The sequence below is a fragment of the Anatilimnocola aquadivae genome (assembly GCF_049819085.1).
GTDB lineage: Bacteria > Planctomycetota > Planctomycetia > Pirellulales > Pirellulaceae > Anatilimnocola.
This window is the reverse complement of sequence record NZ_CP187419.1, coordinates 3,886,789-3,910,840: the sequence shown is the minus strand read 5'-3', so window position 1 is coordinate 3,910,840 and position 24,052 is coordinate 3,886,789. Positions and strand designations below refer to the sequence as shown.

Here is a 24,052-nt window from a genome sequence, read left to right as displayed (position 1 = left end):
CCGGGGGGCGAGTCGTCAATTGGGGTGGACATCACGTGCGAGGTTATTCCAGAGATTCGTGTGCCCGTAGTCGATCGTCACTCGCGCCCCGTAAGTTGTGCCCAGGTCAGGCCAAACCGCGCCAGATACTTGCGCAAGCGGTCGGCATCGTTGGGCTGGGACTTCGCCTGCCGCGAAATTGCAAACAGTTGGCGCCCTGCAGCGGAGAGAGAATCGCTCTCGCGGCATACCCGAATGACCGCGGCGATTTGGGCCCGGTCGAACAGGTCGAGTTGAGCGAGTTGCTGTTCGCTCAGCACACTGCACAAAACGTCGTCGTCCGACGAAGAACCCCGAGTTACTTTCCACGCATGCGTCAGTCGCTCGATCTCTTCCGCGACGACATCGACCGTAATGCGCCCATTTGTCGCCAACGTCGCCATGCGTATCACGGCAGCATTCAGATCCCGAAAATTCGCCGACCAGACTGCTGCCGGTGAGATGGCAAACTTCAAGAACTGCTCGCGAGCCTCTTTGTTGATGGTCACTTTCTGGCCCGTTCGCGCGGCATAGCGTTCCAATTCGTAATCGAGATTGGGTTCCAAATCTTCACGCCGCTCGGCCAACGAAGGCAAGCGAAACGTCCACAGGTTGATTCGCGCCAACAGATCTTCGCGAAAACGTCCCGCGCGGACATCGACACTCAGGTCGCGGTTGGTCCCGGCCAGCAATTGAAAATCGCTCGAAGTTTCTTTGTCGGCTCCGACAGGCAGAAAGCGTTTATCTTCGATCGCCCGCAGCAGCATCGCTTGTTCGTCGCAGCCTAGGTCGCCAATCTCGTCCAAAAAGACAACGCCGCCATCGGCCGATTTTAATAATCCCGCCCGAGCACCCGTGGCTCCTGTGTAAGCCCCTTTTACGTGGCCGAAGAGGGATGACATGGCCTGGTCACCACGCAGCGTCGCGCAGTTGCATTCAATAAATTCGCCACGCACTTGCTCGCGCTGCCGCTTGAGCTCGTAGATCTTGCGCGCCAGTTGCGATTTGCCTGCACCGGTTGGACCCGTGATGAGCAGCGGAGCGGTGCTCGCGATGGCCACCCGCTCGATTCGTTCAATGAGCGCATTGAAGGCCGGGTTCTTGGTTTCGATTCCCGACTTCAAAAACGTGAGTCCCTCTTGCTGCTCCTGCGCAAAACGAGTGGCCAGGGCATCGTAGCGGGAAAGATCCAAGTCGATGATCGAAAACGGCTCGTCGTCGGGACGATGCGGCGAGGGTGGCGAGGTCTGTAGCAAGCGACCGGGTAAGTGCCGTGATTCGGCGAGCAGGAACAGGCAGATCTGCTGCACATGCGAACCGGTGGTGATGTGAACGAGGTAGTCCTCGTCGTCGGTCCGGAACTTCGCGCCCCGCGCGTAGGCATACAACTCGGCGAAGACTTCTTCAAAGTCCCAGGGGTCGCGTAATGACAGTTGATGCAGGTGAACCTTCGTTTGCGGCGACACTGACTCAATATCCGCTTTCAGCACCGCTGCCAGCTTTTGATCGTGGGCTTGATGCAGCAGTTCGAAACGATCGACGAGCAAATTGTCGTACTGGCACAGGGCCACGCTCGGGCGCCAATGATTCCAACGCTTCTCGCCCAGCCCTGAATCGAGCCGCGAGCCCAGAATTCCGATCACGACCTGCCGGCGTTGGTTGCTCATATACGTAAGTATAAACTGCGATAGCAAAGAATCGCAAAGTGGCATTCATGGCTGCGAACGAGCACCAGCGAGCACTTCATAAGGTGTTTCCTGCATTCTACTTATGACGATCACAAGAAATCTTTTCGCCCATGGCACGCTGGCTGCTTTATCGGTGTCTCACTGAACCAAGTCAGTGTGCAACCCAAGCATTGAAACCGAAGACAAGGAGTTCCCATCATGGCCAACAAGACGCTGTTTCAATCGCTCATCGGTAAGCTGTTGCCGCGAGCCAATGCGGTCAATGCAGCCGGGGGCCGAGCTTACTTGCGTCAGCCGAAGCAAGCATTGGCGCAGTACGCTGCGTCGGGCTGCCTTAACGGTACGTTCTATGCGACGGGCGAAGAGCAACTGGCCGTCGTGATCAAGCTGTGTGATCTGGTTGAGCCGGAGTTCATCGCTCGCGTGGCACTCTATGCTCGCAAGCAAGGCTTTATGAAGGACATGCCCGCGCTGCTGCTGGCGGTGTTGTCGGTGAAGAGCCCGGGCTTGATGGCCGAAGTGTTCGACCGCGTGATCGATTCCCCCAAGATGCTGCGCAACTTTGTGCAGATCATGCGTTCGGGCGTTGTCGGTCGCAAGAGCCTCGGTTCGCTGCCCAAGCGGTTGGTCCAGCAATGGCTTGAAGCTCGTTCGGACGCTCAGTTGTTCACCGGTTCGATTGGTAACGATCCTTCGCTGGCCGATATCGTGAAGATGGTTCACCCCAAGCCGTCTTCGCCGGCTCGGGCCGCCCTGTTCGCGTACTTGATTGGCCGCGAGCATGATGCGAAGCAGCTGCCGGCAATCGTTCGTCAGTACGAACAGTTCAAGCAGCACTCGAAGACGCAAAAGCTGGCAGTGCCCGATGTGCCGTTCCAAATGTTGACTTCGTTACCGCTCAAGCCGCACGACTGGGAGCAAATCGCTCGCCAGGCTTCGTGGCAAATGACGCGGATGAACCTCAACACGTTTGAACGACACGGCGTATTGAAGAACGCGGAACTTGTGAAGCTGATCTCGAATCGGCTGCGCAACCCGCACCTGATCGAACAGGCTCGCGTATTTCCTTACCAGTTGTTGTCGGCTTACCTGAACGCGTCGGACTCGATGCCGCACGAAATTCGTGAGGCTCTGCAAGACGCGCTCGAACTGGCCATTAGTAACGTCCCGCATGCGGGCGGTAAGGTGTACGTGTTCCCCGACGTTTCGGGTTCGATGCGTTCGCCAGTGACGGGTGACCGTCCGGGCGCGACGACGAAGGTTCGTTGCCTCGATGTGGCGGCCCTGGTGGCAGCTGCGATCTTGCGGCGCAATCCGCAGGCGGAAGTGATTCCGTTCGAGTCGAACATTGTCAAAGTGCAGTTGAATCCGCGGGACTCGGTGATGACGAACGCCAAAGTGCTGTCGTCGTTGCCAGCCGGTGGTACCAACTGCAGCGCGCCGCTCGTTCACCTGAACAACCGCAAGGCAAAGGGTGATTTGATCGTGTACGTTTCGGACAACGAATCGTGGATCGATACCAAGACGCACGGCCGCTTCGGCGGCAGCGTGACAGCAACGGTCCAAGCCTGGGCGAACTTCAAGCAGCGGAATCCGCAGGCCAAGATGATCTGCATCGATTTGCAGCCTTCGTCAACGACGCAGGCTCCCGATCGACCAGACGTCATCAACGTCGGCGGCTTCAGCGACCAGGTGTTCACACTTATTGCCGATGTCGCCGCCGGTCGCTCGAGCGAAGACCACTGGGTCCGCACGATCGAACGGATGAAGCTGTAGTGTCACCTTATCTTCATTCCTGTTCCCTCTCCTCGGTAATCCGGGGAGAGGGTTAGGGTGAGGGGCCGAACCTGGTACCCACTCAACTACTCATTAACCATACATTTGAAACACAGTTCAGCCGAATGCTGTTGGGACTACATCTGTTCAATGCCAAGTCTCAACAAACCCTTGTCGACTGATCTGTTTTCCTTGAAACACCGGCGAATGCCGCTTGGGAGTACATGTGCTGCGGGCTTCGAAACCCGCCCACGCTGCACCTTGGTAACAAGGACAGCGCGGAACTCTCAACAGAACTCGTCGCCGGCTTTTCCTCCTTCACTCCCTCTCCTCGGTACTTCGGGGAGAGGGTTGGGGTGAGGGGCTGCCCCTCAAACAACTCACCCTTTGATTTCAAGATCCCCTCGCTGACGCGTCGGGCTACCTAACACACACTCGGAGACACCTGACGTTACGAATGCCGATGGAATTACATGGTTATGGACCACGAGGTCGTGGGTTCGAGTCCCACCAGCTCTACTTTTTCTGCGCTCGCTGATTGCGACCGCAGAAAACCCTTGGGGCTGTAGCTCAGCGGATAGAGCGCGTTAACATTTCATCACTTTTGTCGTGACGTTGGGCTTTTTGCTTTTGAATTAACACCTCCCTCGCTAACGCGTCGGGCTACGGAAGAAGAAAACACCAATGCCACACGAAATCATTCCCACTGGCGAAGCGATGGCGATGCTGCCGACTGGCGGCAAGACGAAGCCGATTACGGTGATCGGTACCGAGGCGATTCGCAGCACGTTCGACGAAGGCTGCCTGCAGCAAGCGGTGAACTCGCGGCTCGCGCCGGGAGTGACCGAGCTGGTGCTCAATCCCGATGCTCACTGCGGCTACGGTGCGCCGGTGGGCTGCGTGCTCGTGTCGCCATCGCACGTTTATCCGGGCCCGGTGGGCGTCGATATCAAGTGCTCGATGAGTCTGCTGCAGCTGGATCTGCCTGCGGACGAGATCATCGATCGCAAGACGCGTCGCGCGCTCATTAATGCCGTTTGCGACCGAATTCCCACGGGTGCTGGTCGGGGCCAGCGGCACGTGAAAATTGGTCGCAAGGTTTCGGTCGAACTCGGTCGGCAGTTGCTCGTGGAAGGTGCTTCGGAAGCGGTCTGCACGCAGCTGGGCATCCCGCCGCACTGGGCCGATCGCTGCGAAGACTCGAAGCACGTGGGGCACGATGATACGCACGACGCATTGGCGCTGCGGCTCGACAAGCACCTCGCCTGCAGCACGTTCAACAAGTTTGGCGACAAGGTGGCTCAGCTTGGTTCGTATGGCGGCGGAAACCATTTTGGTGAATGTGAGGTCGTCGAAATTGAAGACAACGACCGGGCTCGCCAGGCTGCCGAAGTCTTCGGACTGAAAGACAAGCGAGTTGCCTTCTTGTCGCACTGCGGATCGCGCGGCATCGGCCACAACCTGGCTTCAGGGCAGTTCCGCGCGTTGCAGCACAAGTTCGCGCAGTGGGACATTCCGCTGCCGGGAGCCGATCGGGAATTGGTCTACGCGCCGCTCGGAACTCCCGAAGCCGATGCTTACCTGGACGATATGGCCCTCGGTGCCAACTTCGCGACGCTGAACCACCTGCTCATCAACGCGCTGGTGCTCGAAGCATTTCAGTCCATCATTCCGGGCGTGAAAGGAGACCTGGTGTACTTCATCAGCCATAACATTGCCCGGCGCGAGATCGTCGACAATCAGCCCGCGTGGGTGCATCGCAAAGGATCGACGCGGGCGTTTCCTGCAGGGCATCACGCGCTGAAGGGAACGATTTACGAACAAACTGGTCACCCGATCTTGCTGCCGGGAAATCCCCAGGCTGGTTCGAGCGTGATGGTGGCCGATCCCGGCGCTTCCGTTAGCTGCTACAGCGTGAACCACGGTGCGGGCCGAGCCCTCGGTCGCAAACGGGCGATCCGTGAACTCGATCAGGCGAGCGTGGATCAATCGTTCGACCAGCACGACATCCTAACCAACTGCCGCAAGTATCCCAAAGACGAAGCCCCCGCTGCATACAAGGATTTCGATGAAGTGCTGCGCAGTGTCAAAACTGCGGGACTCGCCAGCGAAGTTGCGCGGCTCAAGGCCCGCTTTGTGATCAAAGACGGCGACGCGGCGGATGATTAATGCCGGGTCCCCGTGTCTCTGTTGATGTTAACGACGACATTCTGGGCGCGATGAATCGAGCAGCCTCGCGATCAGAATTTCGGAGGTATGTCTGTAAAAACAGTTCATTAGATACTTGACAAACGGCCACCACTCTTCGATACTAAGAGCTCGATCTCTCAAATATTGGTGGTTCCGGGTGCCAGCCGCGATACGCGGTTGGGCAGCAATGTTCTTGCCGAGGTAGTTGCCGTATAACGCTGCCCAGGCACTATCCAATAAACCGGCCGGTTGTTGGACAAAGAGAGTGAGTGGCAAAAGTTGCCTGCGTGTCGCAAGTGTTGTTGCTGCCACAGCTTTCAGCAACAAACAGAATTCAGTACCTGTCCAAAAACCCCCAGGGTTCTTGGACATTTGGACTGTGTGGCGAAATCGATCATCGCTGAGTCCGGCTTTTTGCGGATTGCCTTCCGCCTGCGATGAACAGCGGTGCCTGCCAACGCCCGACAGTTGCAGCTAGACCGGGGGATAACTAGATTGGAGTTACTTCCCGCTGGTTCCTCCCCCGCCTTTCTGCTCTTGGTCCTGCTGGCCATCCTTCGCGAATCTGTTCGCTGGCGGCACCGATTGCGAGTACGCTCCGAATCACGATGCCGCTCGCCGCTTGGAATCCGAACTATGTTGCGCTGCTGATTGCGGCTGGTGTGTTCGTGTTGGCTGCCTGGGCAGAGTGGATTCACGCGCGCCGCGGTGCCGCCCTCGGGCGATTGGCCTTCGGTCCCACGGGCGAACCGCGCCAGTGGACCAAGGCTGCTCCCGTTTTGCGCGTGGCAGCTGCCACCTTGCTGGCTTGGGGCCTGGTGATTCTCGCGTTAGCGCCACTCGAAGCCATGGATACGACGGGAACAGACAGCGACGAACCCGCGCCGGAAGACTTGCAGCGGGTGATCTTGCTGCTCGATGTTTCGCCGAGCATGGCGATTTCCGATTCGGGAGAGAAGCGAGATCTCGAGCGGCGCCAGCGGGTGCTGCAAGTGATCGAAGGGATCTTCCCTCGCATTTCCGTTGCCCGCACCCGGTTCAGCATCATCGCGTTCTTCACCTCGGCGCGGCCGGTAGTGGTCGATGCCTACGACACGGCAGTCATCACCAACGTGCTCGACAACCTGCCGCTGGTGTGGGCTTTCGAGCCTGGCAAGACCGATGTCATTCAAGGCTTGCAAGCCACGGCCGACATGGCTCGCGATTGGGCACCGAACAGCACCACGGTCATTCTTTGCACCGACGGTGACACGCTCGACTTCAGTCAGATTCCCAAGATGCCCCGCTCGATCAGCCAGGTGCAGATATTTGCCGTGGGCGACCCCGTGGTGGGCACGTTTATCGACGGCCACGATTCGCGGCAACAAGCGGGCGTGCTTCGTCGGCTCGCCGCGGAACTGCGGGGCTCTTACTACGATGTGAACACGCGGCACGTGCCCACTTCAGCACTTGCCGAACTTGCCATCAACCGGCCGAAGCCTGCGAAGCTCGGCTTCACGTGGAAAGATCTGGCCCTGGGAGCCATCGGCATCGGGGCGACGATTTTTGCCCTATTACCGCTTCTGCTCGAATACTTTGGTTGCGCCTGGAATGCCGAGCGTGAACTGCCACGCAATCGCTTGCGCGAGGAAGTCGAGCCGCGATCGCCAGCCAGCAGTCGTCGCTCGCGGGAGACGGTTGCATGAACCTGCGCATCAACGCCAAAGCCATGAAGAAGTGGTTGATCCTGCTGTGGCTCCTCGTGCCCGTTACCCTGCTCAGTTATCACTTTGGACCGGGCCAACGCGAACTTGCTTGGCGCGAAGCTGCTGCCCTGCGAGCAGAGGCAGCCGAGCACGAAAAGAATCAACACTGGGAGCAGGCCATCGCCGCTTATGGCAAGGCCGTCAGTGCGGTTCCCGCCTTTGGCGATGACGCTACCGCAGCCACGCTCGCGCGCGATCAACTGCGGCTGGCGCAGTTGCGGGCCGCGTTTCAACTCGGCAAGCTCGACGATACGCTCACCGACACGCGTCAGTTTGTCGAACATGTCGAAGCCACGCATGGTGCCGAGTCTCAGCTGGCATACGACGCGCGCGACTTTCTCGGCCGGGTGCATTACCAGGCGATGATTGCCCTGCGGCTGGAATCGGCCGAGAAGCAAGTCTGGATGAAGCACTGGGAACTTTCGCGGCAGAATTTTCGCTTTCTTGCCGAGCACAGCCTGGCGAATCGCAATCGGTTGGACCGTAAGAACCTGGAAGTGGTCATCAAGTCCGCCAATCTTCCAACGCCACCTCCGCCCCCAGCCGGTGGTGGAGGCGGCGGTGGTGGCGCGGTGACGGTCACCTTCACGCCACCGACCCAGGCTCCGCCGACTGCGGGCGCTGGTGTCGCTCCTCCCGATAACCGCCCGCGAGCCCCCACACTCAACAACAGCGAAGTCACGCCGCCGGAGTTCGAACGTGGTTCGTAAGTCGCTCGCCTTGGTAAATAAGAATGTGGAATCTGTGATGAAACGAATCTGCACGCAGCGCTGCTCAGTCCTTGGGTACAGCCTCGTCGTCTTGGCCACGCTTGGTTCACTCCCCATTGCTGGCGCGCAAGACAAACCGGTTGATGCCAACAGCGAGGCAGCCAAGCAGGAAGACCCCAAGAAAGCCGCGGAAGAAGCACGCAAGGCTGCCGAAGAAGCCAAACGAGCTGAAGAACGAAAGAAGGCCGAGGAAGCTCGCCTCGCTCGCGAAGCCAAACAAAAGGCCGATGCCGAGGAGGCCGCCGCGCGAGCCGCGCTGAAGGTCATCACCGATCGGGGCGAAGCGTGCCTGAAGGGTAAGCTCAGCCGCACGCCGGATGAAGTCTTTCGCGCTGTCGCTCGAGTCAGCAAAGGCGCCGATAAAGACCTGCCCGACGAAGAGAAGTTCCCGCTCTATGTGCAAGCCGGCGAATGGGAAAAGCTGCGCGACCTGATCGCTGCTTATCCCACCGATTTCCCCTCGCGCATGCACGGCAAAATACTCAGCGACCTGATGTGGGGCAACCCTAAGCCGGTGCTGCTGCCCACCGATGTGCTGCGGATTGCTGATGCTTCTCCGACCGAACTCACCGACAAGCAAACCATTGCCATCGGCAAGTTGCTCGGCATGGCCATCGCCAAAAACGAGTCCCGCACCGAGCTGATGAATCAACTGAAAAAGGGAACGGCTCGGCTCGGCGGCAGTGAACCCGCCAAACGTCAAGCCGCCGCCCGCGTGTTGGCCTCGGCCGAGTTTTGGAAAGAGGCCAAAGAATTCGGCCTGAAGGAAAGTGAAATCCCCGAACTGACAGCCGGTCTTAAGCCCGAGGCCCCAGCCAAACTCGTCGAGCCCAGTTGGGAGCCGCTGCTGGCGGTTCTACGCGACGCAGCACGCACTGCCGACGAGCGCGAAGAAGCGCTTGCCAGTCTTCATCTCGCCATGCTGCAATCGACTCCCGACACGGCGAAGAATCGCTTGGCCGCGGTGCTTAGCGATGCCGCGCAGCAGGAAACAGCTTGGGAGCTGATCTCGCTCATCGGACGCAAAACGGCTCGTGGCCAGGCTGATTTCGACTATGGCATTCGCCGCATCAATCTCGAACTCCAAGAAACCGCCCTGCAATTGCTGGCGAAGAACAAACGCCTCAGCGCGGCGCCTGGTCCCACTTTTGCGAATCTGTACGCGCGCAACTGGCACGCCGAAGCTCATCAAACCTTGACGGTCTATCCATCCTGGAAAAAGTCATCACCCGAAGGTCGCGAAAAGTATCAGCACGTGGGCTTGGAAGAAATGCTCCGCACCGCACCGGCCGATGAATGGCTGGCGGTGCTGGAGCCGCAACTTTCTAGTTCCATCAAACTGATGATCGCCCGGCTCACGCTGCTATCGGAGAACATCAATCGACTGGTTCCTCAACTGGCCGAGTTCAGCCGGCGCGATAAAGCCGCAGCTGCCGAACTGGGCAGCGCTTATCTGCTGCGCTGGACACAATTGCACGATCCCAGCTTCACTCCAGAAGCCCTGAAGCAATACAAGCTGGATGGCCACTCGATCGTTCTGACTCGCGCCGAGCAGGAGCAAAGCCTGAAGCAGCTGGGCGCGATGCTGAAGGCTCTCGATCCCGAAACTCGTAAACTGCTCAACGAGGCGATGGTCGTGACTGCCTTCGATCTGTGCCACAGCAAGGCAGAAATCTACACGCGCGATCAGCTGGTGCAGGTCTTTGGTTCGCTCGAATCGATGCCGCCGAGTCTGCTGCTGTCCCTGCTGGAACGGATGCGATTCAAACTGGGCGCGCACTGGCGTAACCTGGCCGTACAAACCGATGCAGCAACGAAACGCGATTCCGACGACGTTTTTCAACTCGTCAACGATGGCTACTCCGAAGCCGACACCATCGCCACTGAATGGCTGGCCGCTCATCCCGATGATTGGCGAACGACCTGCACCGCTGGTTCCATTCTCGCGGAATGGGCCGAGTTCGCTTACTTTCAAGCCGTGGTAAATAATCCCGGCGGCGATCGTTTTGCGACCTATCTCAAACGATCCTCTGCGGCCCTCAATCGTTTTCGTGCGGGCGCGAAAGCGTATGCCGAAGCGGTTCCCAAGCTGAGTCGCGCCGATTTCAGCCTGCTGCCGTATCGCTCGTGGTTCTACGGCCTCTTGGGCATCGCGCACGACAGCGACGTGAACCTGCGGAAGGGAGTTACGCAAGAGTCGCTCGTCGAAATCAGTCAGGCGATGAAGAGCCTGCCCAAGGGAGCCGGCGGCGTTCACTTGCAGATGTTCTCGACGATGGTGGCCGACAATGTAAAGGCGAATGTCATCGCGCCGCAGATGAAGTATCGGTACCTGTCGAGCGCTGTGGAGATCACCGGCCGCAATGCCACGGTTTATCCGGCGGAAGAAAAGGTGCAGTACTACGAATCGCTGTTGCGCGAGATTCGCCTGCGGGCGAGAGTCGATGGCAGCAGCAAGATTCGGCAAAACGGTGAGTTCGGCGTGTTCGTTACGCTAGTTCACACACCCGACTTGGCGCGCGAGGCCGGTGGCTTCGGCAAGTATCTACAAAATGAAACTCGCCGGACGGTCTCGGGGAAGACGATTGTCGAACAGCCCCTGTATCGCGACCGTTTTGAAGAGTCCTTGCGTCTGGCGCTCACCGACTTCTTCGAAATCAAGTCGATCATCTTCGCCGATCCGAATGCCGGTTCGCAGCCCATGATTCCCGAAGGGGGCGAAGTCAGCGTGGCCGCAACTGCCGCATCGGAAGTTGTCTCGCCCGAACCAACTAAAGAGAAGTGGCAAGAAACGCCGCTGGCTTATTTGCATCTCGTGGCTAAAGACGCCACCGTCGATCGCGTGCCACCACTCGAGATTGAGCTCGACTTTTTTGATCGCGATGGCAAGGTAGTGATTCCGCTTCCTTCGACACCCATTCTGATCGAGATCGCCGCGGATGCTCCCTCGCGCCGGACCGCAGCCAATGTTGCCATCACGGAAATTATCGATGCCCGCGAACTGGCCGAGCACAAACGACTGAAGCTCGATGTAATTGCAACAGCGAACGGCCTGGTTCCCGATCTGGAAGATCTGGTCGATCTGCAGGCCTTGGGCCTGAAGGTGACCAACGTCGACAATCGCGAAGGCTTGCACGTCAGCGAACTCCACAGTGGTGATGACGGCCTGTATGCCAAGTCGGAGCGCAACTGGACGGTCGAACTCGATCCTTCGCCGCTGCTGCAAGGTGCCAAGGAGCGAGTCGAGTTTCAGTTCCCGCGACCGAAAAGCGAGGCGATTGCGATCACTTATCGCACCTACAAGGATATGGATCCGGTCGAAGCAGCCGCCAAAGTGACGCTGGTCGAAGGTCAAGAGGCCGCAGCCCTGACTGAGCCGAATTACTATGTGTGGATCGGCGGTGGACTCGTCGCGCTCATGGCTATTGGTTTGGTGGTGGCCAAATTACTGTGGACGAAGCCCGTTCATGCCAACAAGGTTGCTCCGGCGTTTGTCGCACCCCGGGAAGCGACTCCGTTTGCCGTAGCCACGCTGCTGCATCGTATTCGCCATAGCCCGATAGCCAACTTAACTGAAGCTCAACAAACGGAACTCGATCGCGAAATTAGTTCTCTGGAGCGGGCCAGCTTTGCTCCCGAATCCAGCCCCGGTTCGACGCGCGATTTGCAATCGCTGGCTGAACGCTGGGTTCGCACTGCTCTCTAACTTCCTGTCCTCCCCTCCATTTTCAAAGAACCCTCTTGTGAGCACTGCCGAACTGAACTCCGTTACTGCGCAGCCGGTTGGCAAAAGCATTGCGCAGATTCAAGAGATCCGCGCCCGCGTTGCCAAAGTGGTTGTGGGGCAGGACGTCGTTGTCGAGCGCATTTTGATTGCCCTGTTAACCGGCGGTCACTTGCTGCTCGAAGGTGTGCCCGGCCTGGCCAAGACGCTGCTGGTGAACGCCGTCGCGCGCACCATCGGCATGGGCTTCGGCCGCGTGCAGTTCACCATCGACATGCTGCCGTCCGATGTCATCGGTTCGGAAATCCTCGATCAAGCCACGCACAAGTTCCGCATTCATAAGGGGCCGGTCTTCACCAATTTGCTGCTGGCCGACGAAATCAACCGCGCGGCTCCCAAAGTGCAAGGCTGTTTGCTCGAAGCAATGCAAGAGCGCAAGGTCACGCTGGGCGGCAACACGTTTACGCTTCCCGCGCCGTTCCTTGTCATTGCCACGCAGAATCCCATCGAACAATCGGGCACGTTCGAGCTTCCCGAGGCCCAACTCGATCGCTTCATGCTCTGCCACCGGCTTGTATTCCCCTCCGCCGATCAAGAGAAAGAAGTCTATCGTCGCCAGCTCAACATGGGGCTCGCTCGGCAGGAAGGTGGCGGCGCGGTTCCTCGGTCGGCCTTCGATATGATTTCCGAAAGCCCCGTGTGTGGCATTCCGGAACTCGTCAACATGATGGAGCAGGTGCAGACGATTCACGTCAGCGACGCCTTCACCGAGCATGTGGTGCGCACGGTCCGCCGCACCCGCGAACATCCCGCTTTGGCCGTGGGTTGCAGCCCACGCGCGGGTCTCGCCGTGTTGCAAGCCTCGCGCGCCCGCGCGTTGTTGCACGATCGCACATATGTGGTACCGGAAGACATGATTGCGTTGGCCGAAGATGTGATTCTGCATCGCATTCGTTTGACCTACGAAAGCGTGGCGCGGGGCGTCCATGCTCGCGATGTGCTGGAAGAAATCATGCGGGAGCTGTAATCAGCCATTGATACTTATGTCGTACTTACTCCCTCCCATCACGAACCCGCGCCGACAATTTGAATTTGAAATCAAATTGCTTGCCGACAGCCTTAGCTTTGGTGGCGATGCCTCGCGCTATCTGGGCTCCGGGCTGGAGTATGCTCAGTCGCGCAAGTACGAGCCGGGCGATCCCGTCAAACTGATCGATTGGCGAGTAACCGCCCGCACGGGTAAAACCTTCGTGAAGGAATACGAAGCAGCGCGGCAGGTCCCAATCTACCTGGCCGTCGATACCTCAGCTTCGATGTGCGTGGGCTCGGTCGAACGCAATAAATACTACTGGGCAGTGCGACTGGCGGCTGGTATCGCTCTGGCAGGTCTTGAGCGGCTCAGCCCGGTCGGCCTGATCGCCGGTGGCGAACGCGACCTGCGAGTCACTCCAACACTCTCCTCCCAAAGTCTGTTGCAATGGGCCGAACAGCTGCGGCAATACAATTTTCAAGAACGGACGCAGCTCTCGACTCGCTTACGCACGCTAGCCGCTTCACTCAAGTCTCGTTCGATCGTTTTCGTCCTTAGCGACTTGCATGACGAAGGTTCGCTGGAAGTGATGGAGCTGCTGGCGACCAATCACGAACTTGTCGTTTTGTGGCTGCAAGATCCAGCCGAAGTTCAGCTGCCGCGCGGTGGTATCTTCCGGGCGCGCGAAGCCGAAACAGGCGCGAGGTCGGTTCTCCATGGTTGGACGAAGCTGACTACCAGCGAGCGGACTCGCGAGTCGCTCGTGCAAAGTGGTATTGAGTTTCTGCATATCCCCATCGACGAACCGGTGCTCCCTCGCGTTCGCTATTTCCTCAAGCATCGCAAATCGCTCGGTCACGATTAATGTCCACTACTTCCGCAACCACCGCCCAGCTTCGCACCGTTACGCTGCGCGTAACGATTGTGCTGTTGGTCGTTGTTGTCGCGGTGGCATTCGTGGCGGTGCGTTGGCACCAGGAGCCCGCGGTGACCATCGGCGTCGAGGGCAAACGCACGCTGGAGATTGTGGGACCGCAGTTGATCGCGGCACCGTTTACTCCGGGCGATGCACTTTCAGTTCGCATCGCCGGTATTGAACCCACTGCCACCGGCTTTCGGTACGACATCCGGTACATGGCGTTTGGTCCCGGTGAGCACGACATCGGCAAGTCGCTCGTTCGTCCTGACGGCAAGCCACCACCACTTCAGCCAGAGTTCGCCGTTTCTGTGGCGGCACTACTGCCCGAGACATACTCTGGCGAACTATATGCCACCAGAAGCTCGCCGATCGACTTGCACACCAACTACACGGTGGTGATGACATTGGCTTGGGGATTATGGGCGCTGCTGCTCGTTCCGCTCATTTGGTACGGCACTCAGTGGCGCGGGCGCACCAGCGCTGCACCGCCTGCCCCCAGCATTAGCGAACGATTGCGATTGTTGCTAAAGCAAGCTGCAACCGCAGACCTGACGGCTGAACAGCAGGCTGATCTCGAACAGTTGCTGCTCGCCTTTTGGTCTCAGCGACTGAATCTCTCGCAGCAACGTCTCAGCGAAACAATTCAACAATTGCGACGTCATCCGCAAGCTGGTCCGCAATGGAACAGCGTCGAACGCTGGTTTCACTCTCGCTCGACACCGGTTCGCGGCACCGCGTCCAAACAACTGCTCCAGGAACTGGAAGCCCTCCGCTAACAACATGATCTTCACGCGTCCCGAACTGCTGCCCTTGTTAGGCCTGCCGATTCTGCTCGGCTGTTGGCAATGGTGGCGACGTGGAAGGCCTGTGGTGTTGCCGTTCGATCATGGTCAGCTGCCTAGCGGAATCTGGCTTGGACTGCTGGTACGCACGTTCGATCTGCTCCCCGCCGCGATCCTGGCAGTTGCCATCTTGGTCTGGGCTAGACCGCTGATCGAAGGGCCGCCGAACTATCCATCGCAAGTCGCGAACATTCAGATCGCGCTCGATACCTCGGGCAGTATGAACGATCCCCTCGGTGACAAAATCAAGAAGGACGGCACGCCTTACACCAAATACGATGCCGCGATGGAAGCGATCACCGAGTTCACTACTTTTCGCAAAGGCGATGCGTTTGGCTTCACCATTTTCACCTCAGGAGTCATGCACTGGGTGCCACTGACCACGGATCTCTCGGCCATACGCCTGGCGACTCCGTTTGTCGGGCCTGGCACGTTTCCGCTGAAGTGGTGGGACGGCACCAAGGTCGGTAACGCGCTCAAGGAATGTGCCAAGGTGCTCGAAGAACGGCACGATGGCGATCGGATGATCATCGTGCTGACCGACGGCGAAAGCCCGGACCTAAAGAACGGCCAAGCTGAGATAATTGCCCGCGAGCTGCTGAAGAAGAACATCGTGGTCTACATCATTTCGATTCGGAACGGCTCACCGCCCGAAGAGCTGCGCACCGTCGCCCAGGTTACCAAGGGGGAGATCTTCGAGTCGGGCGATATGCCCGCTCTGCGCGGCGTCTTTAAACGGATCGACAGCTTGCAGCGGGCCAAGCTGGTCGCCGCCCAAACGACGTGGCTCGATTACTTCCCGCCCTTCGCACTCGCCGGCATCGTGCTGCTCGCCTTGCAGCAGTTGGCAGCCTTCGGCCTTCGCTACACGCCCTGGTAGGCAAAGCCGACCCGCGAGCCAGATACGCAACCATCCCGCGTAAATTCTTTGACAATGAAACCGCCGGCCCCCAGAATTGGGGCGTGCTGCTTGGAACGTGCTGAAGGTAGGGTCCTTTTGCAGAACGGAATTCACGCATGACAGACTTCGAGTTGAATCGGCGGCAGGCGCTCATCGCGAGTGGGCTTGGGGCGCTGAGCCTGGGGATGCCCGGCGCGGTGCTGGGGAGCGATAAGGTCGATTCGCAAGGCAACGCGGTAGCCGCGGAGAAGTCGTGCATCTTTGTGCTGCTGTGCGGGGGACCAAGCCAGGTAGATACCTGGGATATGAAGCCCGATGCGCCGGCTTCGATTCGCGGACCGTATCGCCCGATCGCCACCAAGGTGCCGGGGATGCGGATCAATGAAATGCATACCGAACTGGCCAAGCTGACCGACCAGTTCACGCTCATCAACTCGATGACGCACCCGGGAGCGATCAGCAATCACTTCGATGCGATGCACAATTTGCTGAGCGGGCAATCGGCTAAGCGTGTGCAGGAAGGACAGCCCGATGACCAGCCTTACCTGGGTGCATTTGTCGCCAAGCACAAACCAAGTCAGCGGAACCTGGTTTCGAACGCGTGGCTGATCAAGTGTGTCGGTCCACCGGTGTTCTGCGCGCCAAATATCGGGATCGGCGGCTATCTCGGCTCAGCGTATGCGCCGGTGTTTGTCGGCTCAGCGGAGAACCATCCGGCGATGCCGAACTTTAAGTCGCCCGAGATTTACGATTTCGGCAATGCGGACGATTTCGCCCGCCGCAAGAATCTGCTCGCGAGTCTGGAGCCCCGCACGCTCGAACGAGATGCCAAGGGGAAGGACTGGACAGATCTGCGCGCGAAGGCCTACGAAGCGATGACACGACCGGAAGGTCGGCAGGCTTTCGACCTGAGCCATGAACCTTCGAAAGTACGCGAACGCTACGGGATGCATCCGCTGGGGCAGAATCTGTTGCTCGCGCGGCGGATGGTGGAGGCAGGTGTGCGGTTTGTCACGGTCAATGGCTGGACCGGTCAGGCGACGCACGACAAGCAAGGGCCCCCCAGCAGCAGTTGGGACATGCATGGCGGCAACATGGGAATGGGGAATGCCTTCGGCGATGGATCGTATGGTATGGGCTTTTGCCTGCCACGGCTCGATCAAGCGCTGTCGGCGCTGCTTTCGGACCTCAAAGATCGCGGCATGCTAAAGAATACGCTTGTCGTCTGCATGGGCGAGTTCGGGCGGACGCCCAACATCCTCACACAGATACCGCCGGGCCGTCAGCATTGGCCAAGCTGTTTCTCTTCGATCATGGCCGGCTGTGGTATTCGCGGTGGCGTAGTCTACGGCAAGTCCGACAAGCATGCGGCGTATGTCGAAAGCCATCCCGTTCGTCCGGAGGAATTGGCTGCGACGATTTATCACGCGCTTGATATTCCGCTGAATGGCCCGCAGAACAACAGCGGTATCTCGCGGCCGATAACCACGGGCAAGCCGATCATGGAACTGTTCGGCTAGTTTTCGCTGCCTGGCGAGCACGCGGTTACAAATGTGCACGCTAGGCGGCGTTGCGTAGTGGTGCTGTGTGCCGATCGCTCCATTGGCGGAGCGTTTGAATGGTCAGGCCGTGTCGATCGCGCAAGAGATTCAGGGCACCTAACAACTGATCCAGCCGGTGCAGCCCGCGGGGGCCAGCATCGCACAACTGCTGGGCGTCGATGCCAAAGTGAGAAACGGCCGCCCCTGGGAACAGGCTTGTGCGGCGACATTGCGCGGACAGTTGCGACTGCCAATCCCACCACGACCACCAAGTGGGCAATGCCAGCCGTTGGACCTGCTCGGCCACCTGCAGACCGTGCGAAAGTCCCGCCAGCGAAACCGGTCGTAAGACCTCGTTGCCGATGGGCTGGCGGATGGCTCGAATGCCGAGTTCTGCTAAGGGCAATCCATTGGCAAAACTCGATTCGTTGCGTAGGACGAGAGTTCGAATGGCAATCTGGCGAGCCGCTGCGCCGGTGATGCGGCGGGAGAGTTCCCGATTCGCTCGACTGCCACCCGCGCCCCAACCGAGCCAACTTCGGTCGCCGAGGACTGCCAGTTCATGAGGCTGGCTCGAAGCGAGGACCGCTTCGGTCGCCGCCGAGCGGCCTGGGTCAGCGACGGCCCAGGTCGCGGCAATCGCATGGCTGTCGAGCAGAGTGACAAGTTCGGGAGTCAGTTCGTCGAGCCAACGAAGTTGAGCCTTCGAGGCTCGGCCGATCTCCAATTCCAAATCGATGCTAAGCGTGATCGAACCAGATTGAGCAGCCATGCGGTTTCACCTTGATTCACCTGCCGTGAGCGAAGTTCGGCAGGTCAGTACTAACTTCATCGGCGTGAGCTAGCAGACAAATCGAAGAAGTTAAGCGAGGCTGTTGCTGTCGCTAAGTTGTGCAAATCGAGAGTTCGAAACCCTGGGTTCGCGGTGTACCGCGATCCGGGCTACGCTGTTCAATCGCTTCGCGGTGATTCCCAAGTCTGAGGGGCTGAGTTTTTGCAGCACCTACGGTGCTGCGAGAAGGCGGGACCGGTCAACATTCTGTCCAGCACGTGACCAGTCTAGTCCCAGGGAAAACATCTAATCAAAGAGCACTGCTGCCGCTGGCTCTTTTACAGCCTGGTGGAACCGAAACATCGAAAATCGTTGCTGCAATTGAGTGAATTGCAGCGTGAAAACGGCCAAACCGTTTATCGCGGCCTAATTGGGGTGGGTGTGAAAAACGATCCGGCTTTTTCACCACTCACCCGCGCCGGGCGTTTGTTTGGCGAGAGGCTGTGGTGAAAAACTCGACGAGCATTTCACCAAACAGGATGAGAAACACTTTTGGAGTATCACAGGAGCCGAGATTTGAGTCGCCGTAAATCCAACCGAGCAGAAACGGTGGGTGTTCACAAACCCTGGGGGTTTGTGAACACTCAAGCGCGCCAAACCCGAGAGATACCGCAGGTAGCGTGCACAAACCTCCCCGGTCTGTGAACAAAGTTTTCCCAGCCGCTCGGCTGGATGGAAGACTTACGTCGAGCGGAAGGCCGAGCGGAAGGTAGTCCGGCAACAAGTGGTTTCACACAGTTCCGGCATGCTTCCCTGGCGCAGCGATCGGCCACTGGCGTGTCAATTTGTACTTCGCTCCGTGTTTTTCTGGCGAACTGCAATAGTTCTGATTTCTGAGGACGAATCGAGAAAATACGATGGAGTCTTCCTCAAAAGGACGGCTATAATCAACACCGGTGAATTGGTGCTAAGGGCCGTCGTTCCTGCGGTGAGGAGCCACGCGGTGTCAGACTCGAGCCTTTCGGATAGTAGCCACGAATCGGCGATGTTTCCGCCGTTCACGCCTGCGGTCCCTTCCCTTGGCGGCAGCCCGAAGCCGGCTAAGTCATCGCCGGGCAACTCTGCTCCCGTCGAAGAAGTGCAAGACTTCGAAGAGTTTGAAGAGGTTGACCAGTTCGAGGAAATTCCCTCGCGGCCAACTTCTGTCGCTCCACCCAAGCCGGCACCATCCGTCCGTTCGCCTGCGGTAGCGGCATCGCCTGTCGCCCCAACGCCATTGGCAACCGTCCTTAGCGGACCTCCGCAGGCCGCACCCACTCCGCCAGTCAAAGCTCCAACGGCATCTGTTTCGCCGCCGGTAAAGTCTCCCGTCGCTGTGGCACCTCCGGTCACTCGCCCAGCTGCGCCAGCGGCCAAGCCGTCACCGAAGGCCGAACCATCACCAGAAGAGTTGTTGGAAGAAATCGCCGAGCATGGTGGCAGTGGATTCGGAGTGCGACGACTGATCCGCAATTCTTCCTCGATGACTGTTTCGATGGTGGTGCATCTCATCGGCCTGATGATCATGGCGATGTGGGTAACGGACCCAGTGGTCGTCCGCAAACTGCACGAGATCGTGGCCTCGGCAGTAGAAGAACCTGAAAAGAAGGAAGAGCTTACGGTGGAGTTGGAGAAGCAACTCACCGAGGTCACCGAGCAAACGAACACGTCGTTTAGTTCTTCGATGGATGTGAGCGAGGCAATCGGTGCTTCGGGCCCTGTAGCCGGTGCACAGCAGGTCGAGCCTTTGGATAAGGCTCTGCTCGAGCAAATGGTCAAAGCGGACGATGTGACGGTGGAAGGCCTCTTTATCGACACTCCGTCGAGCCGGCAACTCATCGTGCAGGCTCCCGATGGCCAGGTCGGTGACGCTCGCGCGGTCGTCGATGACTACAACGAAGCCTTGGACCGCATCACGCAAGAGATTCTGTGGATGCTGGAGAAAGGTCCCGTGCTGGTTGTATGGGCCTTCGATCAGTCCGAAAGCATGAAGGACGACCAGAAGGAAATTCGCGACCGGATCGAGCATGTCTACAAGCAGCTTGGTCTCGTCAGCAAGTCGAACCGTGAGGCTCTGGAGACAGCCGTTGTCAGCTACGGCGAAGGATACATCCAGCACACGCGTAAGCCCACTTCCGACTGGTACGAAATTAAGGCTTGCATCGACGAAGTTCCCAACGACCCTTCGGGCAAAGAAATGATGTGCTCGGCGGTCACCCAGGCTATCGGCACGCATCGGGCTTATGCACAGAAGACCAATCGTCAAATGTGTTTGATCCTGTGCACCGATGAGAGCGGTGAACAACAAGACAATCAATCGAACCTCGAACGAGCCGTGGCTGAAGCCAAGGCGGCTGCTTGCAAGATTTATGTGATCGGTCGGGAAGCCATTTTTGGATATCCCTACGCTCACATTCGTTGGATTCACCCGCAAACCGGCCATCACCACTGGATCCGCATCGACCGCGGTCCGGAAACAGCCTTTGTCGAACAACTGCAGACGGACGGTTTCCGCCGCCGCTACGATGCCCACAACAGCGGCTTTGGCCCCTACGAACAGACTCGCATGAGTCACGAATCGGGAGGCATTTTCTTCATGCTTCCCAGCTTGGAAAGTGCACTCGTTCGCGGCGAAAAGCGGCGTTACGAACTGGAAGCCATGCGCATGTACCTGCCCGATATCCGCACCCGGATGGAAGTTGGCAAGGACATCGAAGATTCGGAGTTGCGTCGCTCGCTAACAAAAGTCATCTACGACTTGAATCCCTACAATCCCGAGGCTGCCAAGATCATCGAGATGCGGGTAGAGTTTTCTCCCGATCTGCCGAACCTGTTCAAGCAGATCAACATTGAGTGTGCCAAGGCCACTATCTATGGCGAGTACCTCTCTCGGGTCGAAGTCGAAATGCAGCGGTTGGAGAAGTTCCGCCGGCATGAGTCCTCACCTCGTTGGCAGGCTAACTACGATTTGATCTACGCTCAGGTTATCGCCTATCAGGCGCGGATGTTTGAATATCGCGCCTATCTGTTAGAGTTTGCCAAAAATCCTCGGTTCGTACCGCCGACCAAGCCACCAAATCTGACTCACACAGGCTGGGACATCCACACCCGGAAGCAGATCATCACAGGTAAGGTTGTGGAGCCGTACATCGAACGGGCAACGGCCATGTTCAACGCGGTGATGACAGACCATCCTGGCACACCTTGGGCTGCTCGGGCAGAATATGAACTCAAGCGGGGGTTTGGCGTACACTTGATCGAAGAGTATCACGGACCCTACAAAACGGTGCCACCAGGTACTGCGGTTATTCCAGTTCCGAAAATGTAGTCTTGGCGGTTGGCTCTTCGCGCCCGCCGTTGCGTGCGTTGAGAACCATTGATGAAGATTGGCATTTTCGGCGGATCGTTCGATCCCATTCATAACGGGCACTTACTGCTTGCCGAGTCCGCCCGCGAGCAACTCGCCCTGGATCAAGTCTGGTTTGTCCCGGCTGCCGTGGCTCCGCACAAGCAAGATCGCCACGCCACGAATGCCCGCCAGCGGATCGAAATGCTGGAACTGGCCATTGCCGGCAATGAATCCTTCCGCCTTTCGACCATCGAGATCGATCGTGGCGGCGTCAGCTACACGGTCGAAACGCTGCAAGCCATCCGCGATCAAATGCCCGGTGCTGAACTATTCCTATTGATGGGTGCTGACTCGCTCAAAGATTTGCTCACTTGGCGAGAACCCGGACGGATCTGCGAACTGGCTACGCCAGTGGTATCTCGTCGCGCAGGTGCTCCCGATCCCGATTTCACCAGTCTGGCCCATCTGCTATCGCCAGCGAGGCTCTTGGAACTCTCTTCCCTTCGCCTCGAGATGCCCATTATCGAGTTCAGCAGCACCGACCTTCGCCAGCGGGCGGCAACTGGCCAAAGCCTTCGCTACCGCACGCCCCGCGCGGTGGAAGAATACATCCGAGCGCAATCTCTGTATCGCTAGTCTTCGTGCCCGCGTACTTCCGGTATTGCCAGGGCTACACTTACAACCCCCAAACTCTCTCCAGTTTGTCTTGTGGGTGGGCGATCAATATGGTAGTTTGCCCGATTCGCTATTTGCCGGAGATATTGCGCGCCGAGTGGTTCGCAACGGCAGCTGGCAGGCCTCAAGGCCTCTCCATTTTCGCTCGCTTCCCAAGTTGACAGCCATTCGGCTCGAGCAAGGGACCTCAAGTGAGACAGAAGGTGACGAGAGGAAGGTAAGCACGAACTGGTCTTATGGTTAATCGCAGTTTGATTCGATCCCTGGAGAATGACCCCGACATTACCTCGATGTACGATCTGGCAGTTGCTGGATTCGATGATTTCGGTGGTATGGAGCCCGGCGAGGGGGGCGGGGATTTTGACGTCAACAAGATCGTCGAAGGACGCATCCTCCGCGTCGGCGACGGAATGGTTCTGGTCGACATCGGCTTTAAGAGCGAAGGCTCGATTCCGCTCGACGAATGGGATGCCGAAGATCCACCGCCGCAGGTGGGCGATCTGGTCCGCGTGCTGATCGAAGATCTCGAAGACGAGAACGCCACGCCCGAAGACGGTGGCATGGTCCGCATCAGCAAGCGTAAAGCTCGCAAGATGGACCAATGGCTCGATATTCTCAAGAAGATCAAGGAAGGCGACGTTGTCACCGGCTTGGTCACTCGCAAGATCAAGGGTGGTTTGCTCGTCGACGTCAGTGGCGTCAACGTGTTCCTGCCCGCCAGCCAGGTCGACATTCGTCGCCCGGCCGATATCGGCGATTACATCAACCGCACGGTGCAGTGCGAAGTGCTCAAGATCGACGAAGCTCGCAAGAACATCGTCGTCAGCCGCCGCTCTCTGATCGAACGTCAGCGCCAAGAAGCTCGCGAATCGCTGCTGAAGGAATTGGAGGTCGGTCAGGTCCGCAAGGGTGTCGTCAAGAACATCGCCGAGTTCGGTGCGTTCGTCGACCTGGGCGGCATCGACGGCCTGTTGCACATCACCGACATGAGCTGGGACCGTATCGGTCACCCGAGCGAAATGGTGGCCATCGACCAAGAGGTCGAAGTGATGGTGCTCCACATCGACCGCGAAAAGCAAAAAATCGCGCTCGGTCTGAAGCAGAAGGGCCATAACCCTTGGACCAATGTTGCCGAAAAGTACCCTGTCGGCAGCAGCCACAAGGGTTCGGTCGTCAACGTGATGAGCTACGGTGCATTCGTCAAACTCGAGCCAGGCATCGAAGGCCTCGTTCACATCAGCGAAATGAGCTGGACCCGCCGCGTCAATCACCCCAGTGAACTCGTCAACATCAGCGACGAGATCAATGTGGTGATCCTCGGCGTCGACAAGGAAGGCCAACAGCTTTCCCTCGGCATGAAGCAGACGCAGGAGAATCCGTGGACCAAGGTCGCGGAAAAATATCCTGTCGACAGCCTCGTCGAAGGCAAGGTTCGCAATCTCACCAACTACGGTGCGTTTGTCGAACTCGAAGAAGGGATCGACGGCTTGTTGCACGTCTCCGATATGTCTTGGACCCGCAAGATTGGTCACCCCAGCGAAATGCTGGAAAAGGGCCAGGTTGTGAAGTGCAAGATTCTGTCGGTCGATCAGGAACGTCGCCGTATCGCTCTGGGTCTCAAGCAGCTTGACGAAGATCCATGGGCCCGTGACATCCCAGGCAAGTACTCCGCGAACCAAGTGGTAAGCGGAACCGTGACGAAGATCACCAACTTTGGTGTGTTCGTCGGCCTGGAAGACGGCCTCGAAGGCCTACTCCACATCTCGGAACTCGCCGATCATAAGGTAGAGAATCCGGAAGAAGTGGTGAAGGTTGGCGACAAGATCGACGTCAAGATTCTGCGGGTCGATATCGACGAGCGTAAGATCGGCCTCAGCCGTAAGCGCGTCGATTGGTCCGAAGACGACAACGTCGAAGCTGCCGCCGCCGAAGGCGCTGCCTCGCCCGATCAAGGCAAGAAGAAGGGCAAGGGCGGCGAGCTGAAGGGTGGTTTGGGTGGCAGCGGTCCGCTGATCAGCCCGACCATGGCCGCCGACAAGACCGAAGGGGACGCTGGCAAGACCTAGTGGTTGC

General features: G+C 58.4%; 15 protein-coding genes. 13 read left to right on the top strand and 2 right to left on the bottom strand.

The window, feature by feature from the left end:
* Positions 1-77 precede the first annotated feature (77 nt).
* Positions 78-1,685: an RNA repair transcriptional activator RtcR gene (gene rtcR / locus NA78x_RS15650; RefSeq protein ID WP_425619389.1), complete on the bottom strand. Its 1,608-nt coding sequence runs from the start codon at positions 1,683-1,685 to the stop codon at positions 78-80.
* Positions 1,686-1,904: 219 nt separating this feature from the next.
* Here rtcR and NA78x_RS15645 point away from each other — a divergent pair, with 219 nt between their 5' ends.
* From NA78x_RS15645 to NA78x_RS15600, 10 genes are all read left to right on the top strand, one after another.
* Positions 1,905-3,482 carry a TROVE domain-containing protein gene (locus NA78x_RS15645; protein ID WP_425619388.1) on the top strand — a complete coding sequence of 526 codons (1,578 nt, stop codon included), beginning with the start codon at positions 1,905-1,907 and terminating at the stop codon, positions 3,480-3,482.
* 684 nt (positions 3,483-4,166) lie between these two features.
* Entirely contained in the window at positions 4,167-5,651 is a 1,485-nt protein-coding gene (locus NA78x_RS15640) for an RtcB family protein (RefSeq protein ID WP_425619387.1), read from the top strand.
* Positions 5,652-6,280: 629 nt separating this feature from the next.
* Positions 6,281-7,357 carry a vWA domain-containing protein gene (locus NA78x_RS15635; RefSeq protein ID WP_425619386.1) on the top strand — a complete coding sequence of 359 codons (1,077 nt, stop codon included), beginning with the start codon at positions 6,281-6,283 and terminating at the stop codon, positions 7,355-7,357.
* Positions 7,354-8,127 carry a hypothetical protein gene (locus tag NA78x_RS15630; RefSeq protein ID WP_425619385.1) on the top strand — a complete coding sequence of 258 codons (774 nt, stop codon included), beginning with the start codon at positions 7,354-7,356 and terminating at the stop codon, positions 8,125-8,127. Before NA78x_RS15635 ends, NA78x_RS15630 begins: the two co-directional genes overlap by 4 nt.
* 37 nt (positions 8,128-8,164) lie before the next feature.
* Positions 8,165-11,893 (top strand): hypothetical protein, encoded by a 3,729-nt coding sequence (locus tag NA78x_RS15625; protein WP_425619384.1) that lies wholly within the window; start codon positions 8,165-8,167, stop codon positions 11,891-11,893.
* Between the two features lie 37 nt (positions 11,894-11,930).
* The gene (locus NA78x_RS15620) at positions 11,931-12,938 is read left to right on the top strand and encodes an AAA family ATPase (RefSeq protein WP_425619383.1); all 1,008 of its coding nucleotides are present in this window, start codon (positions 11,931-11,933) and stop codon (positions 12,936-12,938) included.
* Between the two features lie 16 nt (positions 12,939-12,954).
* The gene (locus tag NA78x_RS15615; RefSeq protein WP_425619382.1) at positions 12,955-13,806 is read left to right on the top strand and encodes a DUF58 domain-containing protein; all 852 of its coding nucleotides are present in this window, start codon (positions 12,955-12,957) and stop codon (positions 13,804-13,806) included.
* The gene (locus tag NA78x_RS15610) at positions 13,806-14,636 is read left to right on the top strand and encodes a hypothetical protein (RefSeq protein WP_425619381.1); all 831 of its coding nucleotides are present in this window, start codon (positions 13,806-13,808) and stop codon (positions 14,634-14,636) included. The genes NA78x_RS15615 and NA78x_RS15610 overlap by 1 nt, the downstream gene beginning before the upstream one ends.
* Positions 14,637-14,640: 4 nt before the next feature.
* Complete coding sequence (locus tag NA78x_RS15605) at positions 14,641-15,582, top strand: vWA domain-containing protein (protein ID WP_425619380.1); 942 nt, start codon at positions 14,641-14,643, stop codon at positions 15,580-15,582.
* 137 nt (positions 15,583-15,719) lie between these two features.
* Positions 15,720-17,123, top strand: a complete 1,404-nt coding sequence (locus NA78x_RS15600; protein WP_425619379.1) for a DUF1501 domain-containing protein — start codon at positions 15,720-15,722, stop codon at positions 17,121-17,123.
* Between the two features lie 40 nt (positions 17,124-17,163).
* Here the strand turns inward: NA78x_RS15600 and NA78x_RS15595 are convergent, their stop codons facing one another.
* A complete protein-coding gene (locus tag NA78x_RS15595) occupies positions 17,164-17,916 on the bottom strand; it encodes a hypothetical protein (protein WP_425619378.1) in 753 nt (250 codons plus the stop codon).
* A gap of 1,003 nt (positions 17,917-18,919) precedes the next feature.
* On the opposite strand from NA78x_RS15595, the gene NA78x_RS15590 reads away from it, so the two are divergent.
* The 3 genes from NA78x_RS15590 to NA78x_RS15580 all read left to right on the top strand — a co-directional run bounded on the left by NA78x_RS15590 (position 18,920) and on the right by NA78x_RS15580 (position 24,045).
* The gene (locus NA78x_RS15590; protein WP_425619377.1) at positions 18,920-21,283 is read left to right on the top strand and encodes a VWA domain-containing protein; all 2,364 of its coding nucleotides are present in this window, start codon (positions 18,920-18,922) and stop codon (positions 21,281-21,283) included.
* A 51-nt stretch (positions 21,284-21,334) separates the two neighbouring features.
* The gene (gene nadD, locus NA78x_RS15585; RefSeq protein WP_425619376.1) at positions 21,335-21,940 is read left to right on the top strand and encodes a nicotinate-nucleotide adenylyltransferase; all 606 of its coding nucleotides are present in this window, start codon (positions 21,335-21,337) and stop codon (positions 21,938-21,940) included.
* Positions 21,941-22,215: 275 nt separating this feature from the next.
* The gene (locus tag NA78x_RS15580; RefSeq protein WP_425619375.1) at positions 22,216-24,045 is read left to right on the top strand and encodes a 30S ribosomal protein S1; all 1,830 of its coding nucleotides are present in this window, start codon (positions 22,216-22,218) and stop codon (positions 24,043-24,045) included.
* Positions 24,046-24,052: the final 7 nt, after the last annotated feature.

Bases quoted from the DNA above. Each gene is read 5' to 3' on its own strand.
- rtcR (WP_425619389.1), bottom strand. From the start codon at position 1,685: ATGAGCAACCAACGCCGGCAGGTCGTGATCGGAATTCTGGGCTCGCGG.
- NA78x_RS15645 (WP_425619388.1), top strand. From the start codon at position 1,905: ATGGCCAACAAGACGCTGTTTCAATCGCTCATCGGTAAGCTGTTGCCG.
- NA78x_RS15640 (WP_425619387.1), top strand. From the start codon at position 4,167: ATGCCACACGAAATCATTCCCACTGGCGAAGCGATGGCGATGCTGCCG.
- NA78x_RS15635 (WP_425619386.1), top strand. From the start codon at position 6,281: ATGCCGCTCGCCGCTTGGAATCCGAACTATGTTGCGCTGCTGATTGCG.
- NA78x_RS15630 (WP_425619385.1), top strand. From the start codon at position 7,354: ATGAACCTGCGCATCAACGCCAAAGCCATGAAGAAGTGGTTGATCCTG.
- NA78x_RS15625 (WP_425619384.1), top strand. From the start codon at position 8,165: ATGAAACGAATCTGCACGCAGCGCTGCTCAGTCCTTGGGTACAGCCTC.
- NA78x_RS15615 (WP_425619382.1), top strand. From the start codon at position 12,955: ATGTCGTACTTACTCCCTCCCATCACGAACCCGCGCCGACAATTTGAA.
- NA78x_RS15610 (WP_425619381.1), top strand. From the start codon at position 13,806: ATGTCCACTACTTCCGCAACCACCGCCCAGCTTCGCACCGTTACGCTG.
- NA78x_RS15605 (WP_425619380.1), top strand. From the start codon at position 14,641: ATGATCTTCACGCGTCCCGAACTGCTGCCCTTGTTAGGCCTGCCGATT.
- NA78x_RS15600 (WP_425619379.1), top strand. From the start codon at position 15,720: ATGACAGACTTCGAGTTGAATCGGCGGCAGGCGCTCATCGCGAGTGGG.
- NA78x_RS15595 (WP_425619378.1), bottom strand. From the start codon at position 17,916: ATGGCTGCTCAATCTGGTTCGATCACGCTTAGCATCGATTTGGAATTG.
- nadD (WP_425619376.1), top strand. From the start codon at position 21,335: ATGAAGATTGGCATTTTCGGCGGATCGTTCGATCCCATTCATAACGGG.
- NA78x_RS15580 (WP_425619375.1), top strand. From the start codon at position 22,216: ATGGTTAATCGCAGTTTGATTCGATCCCTGGAGAATGACCCCGACATT.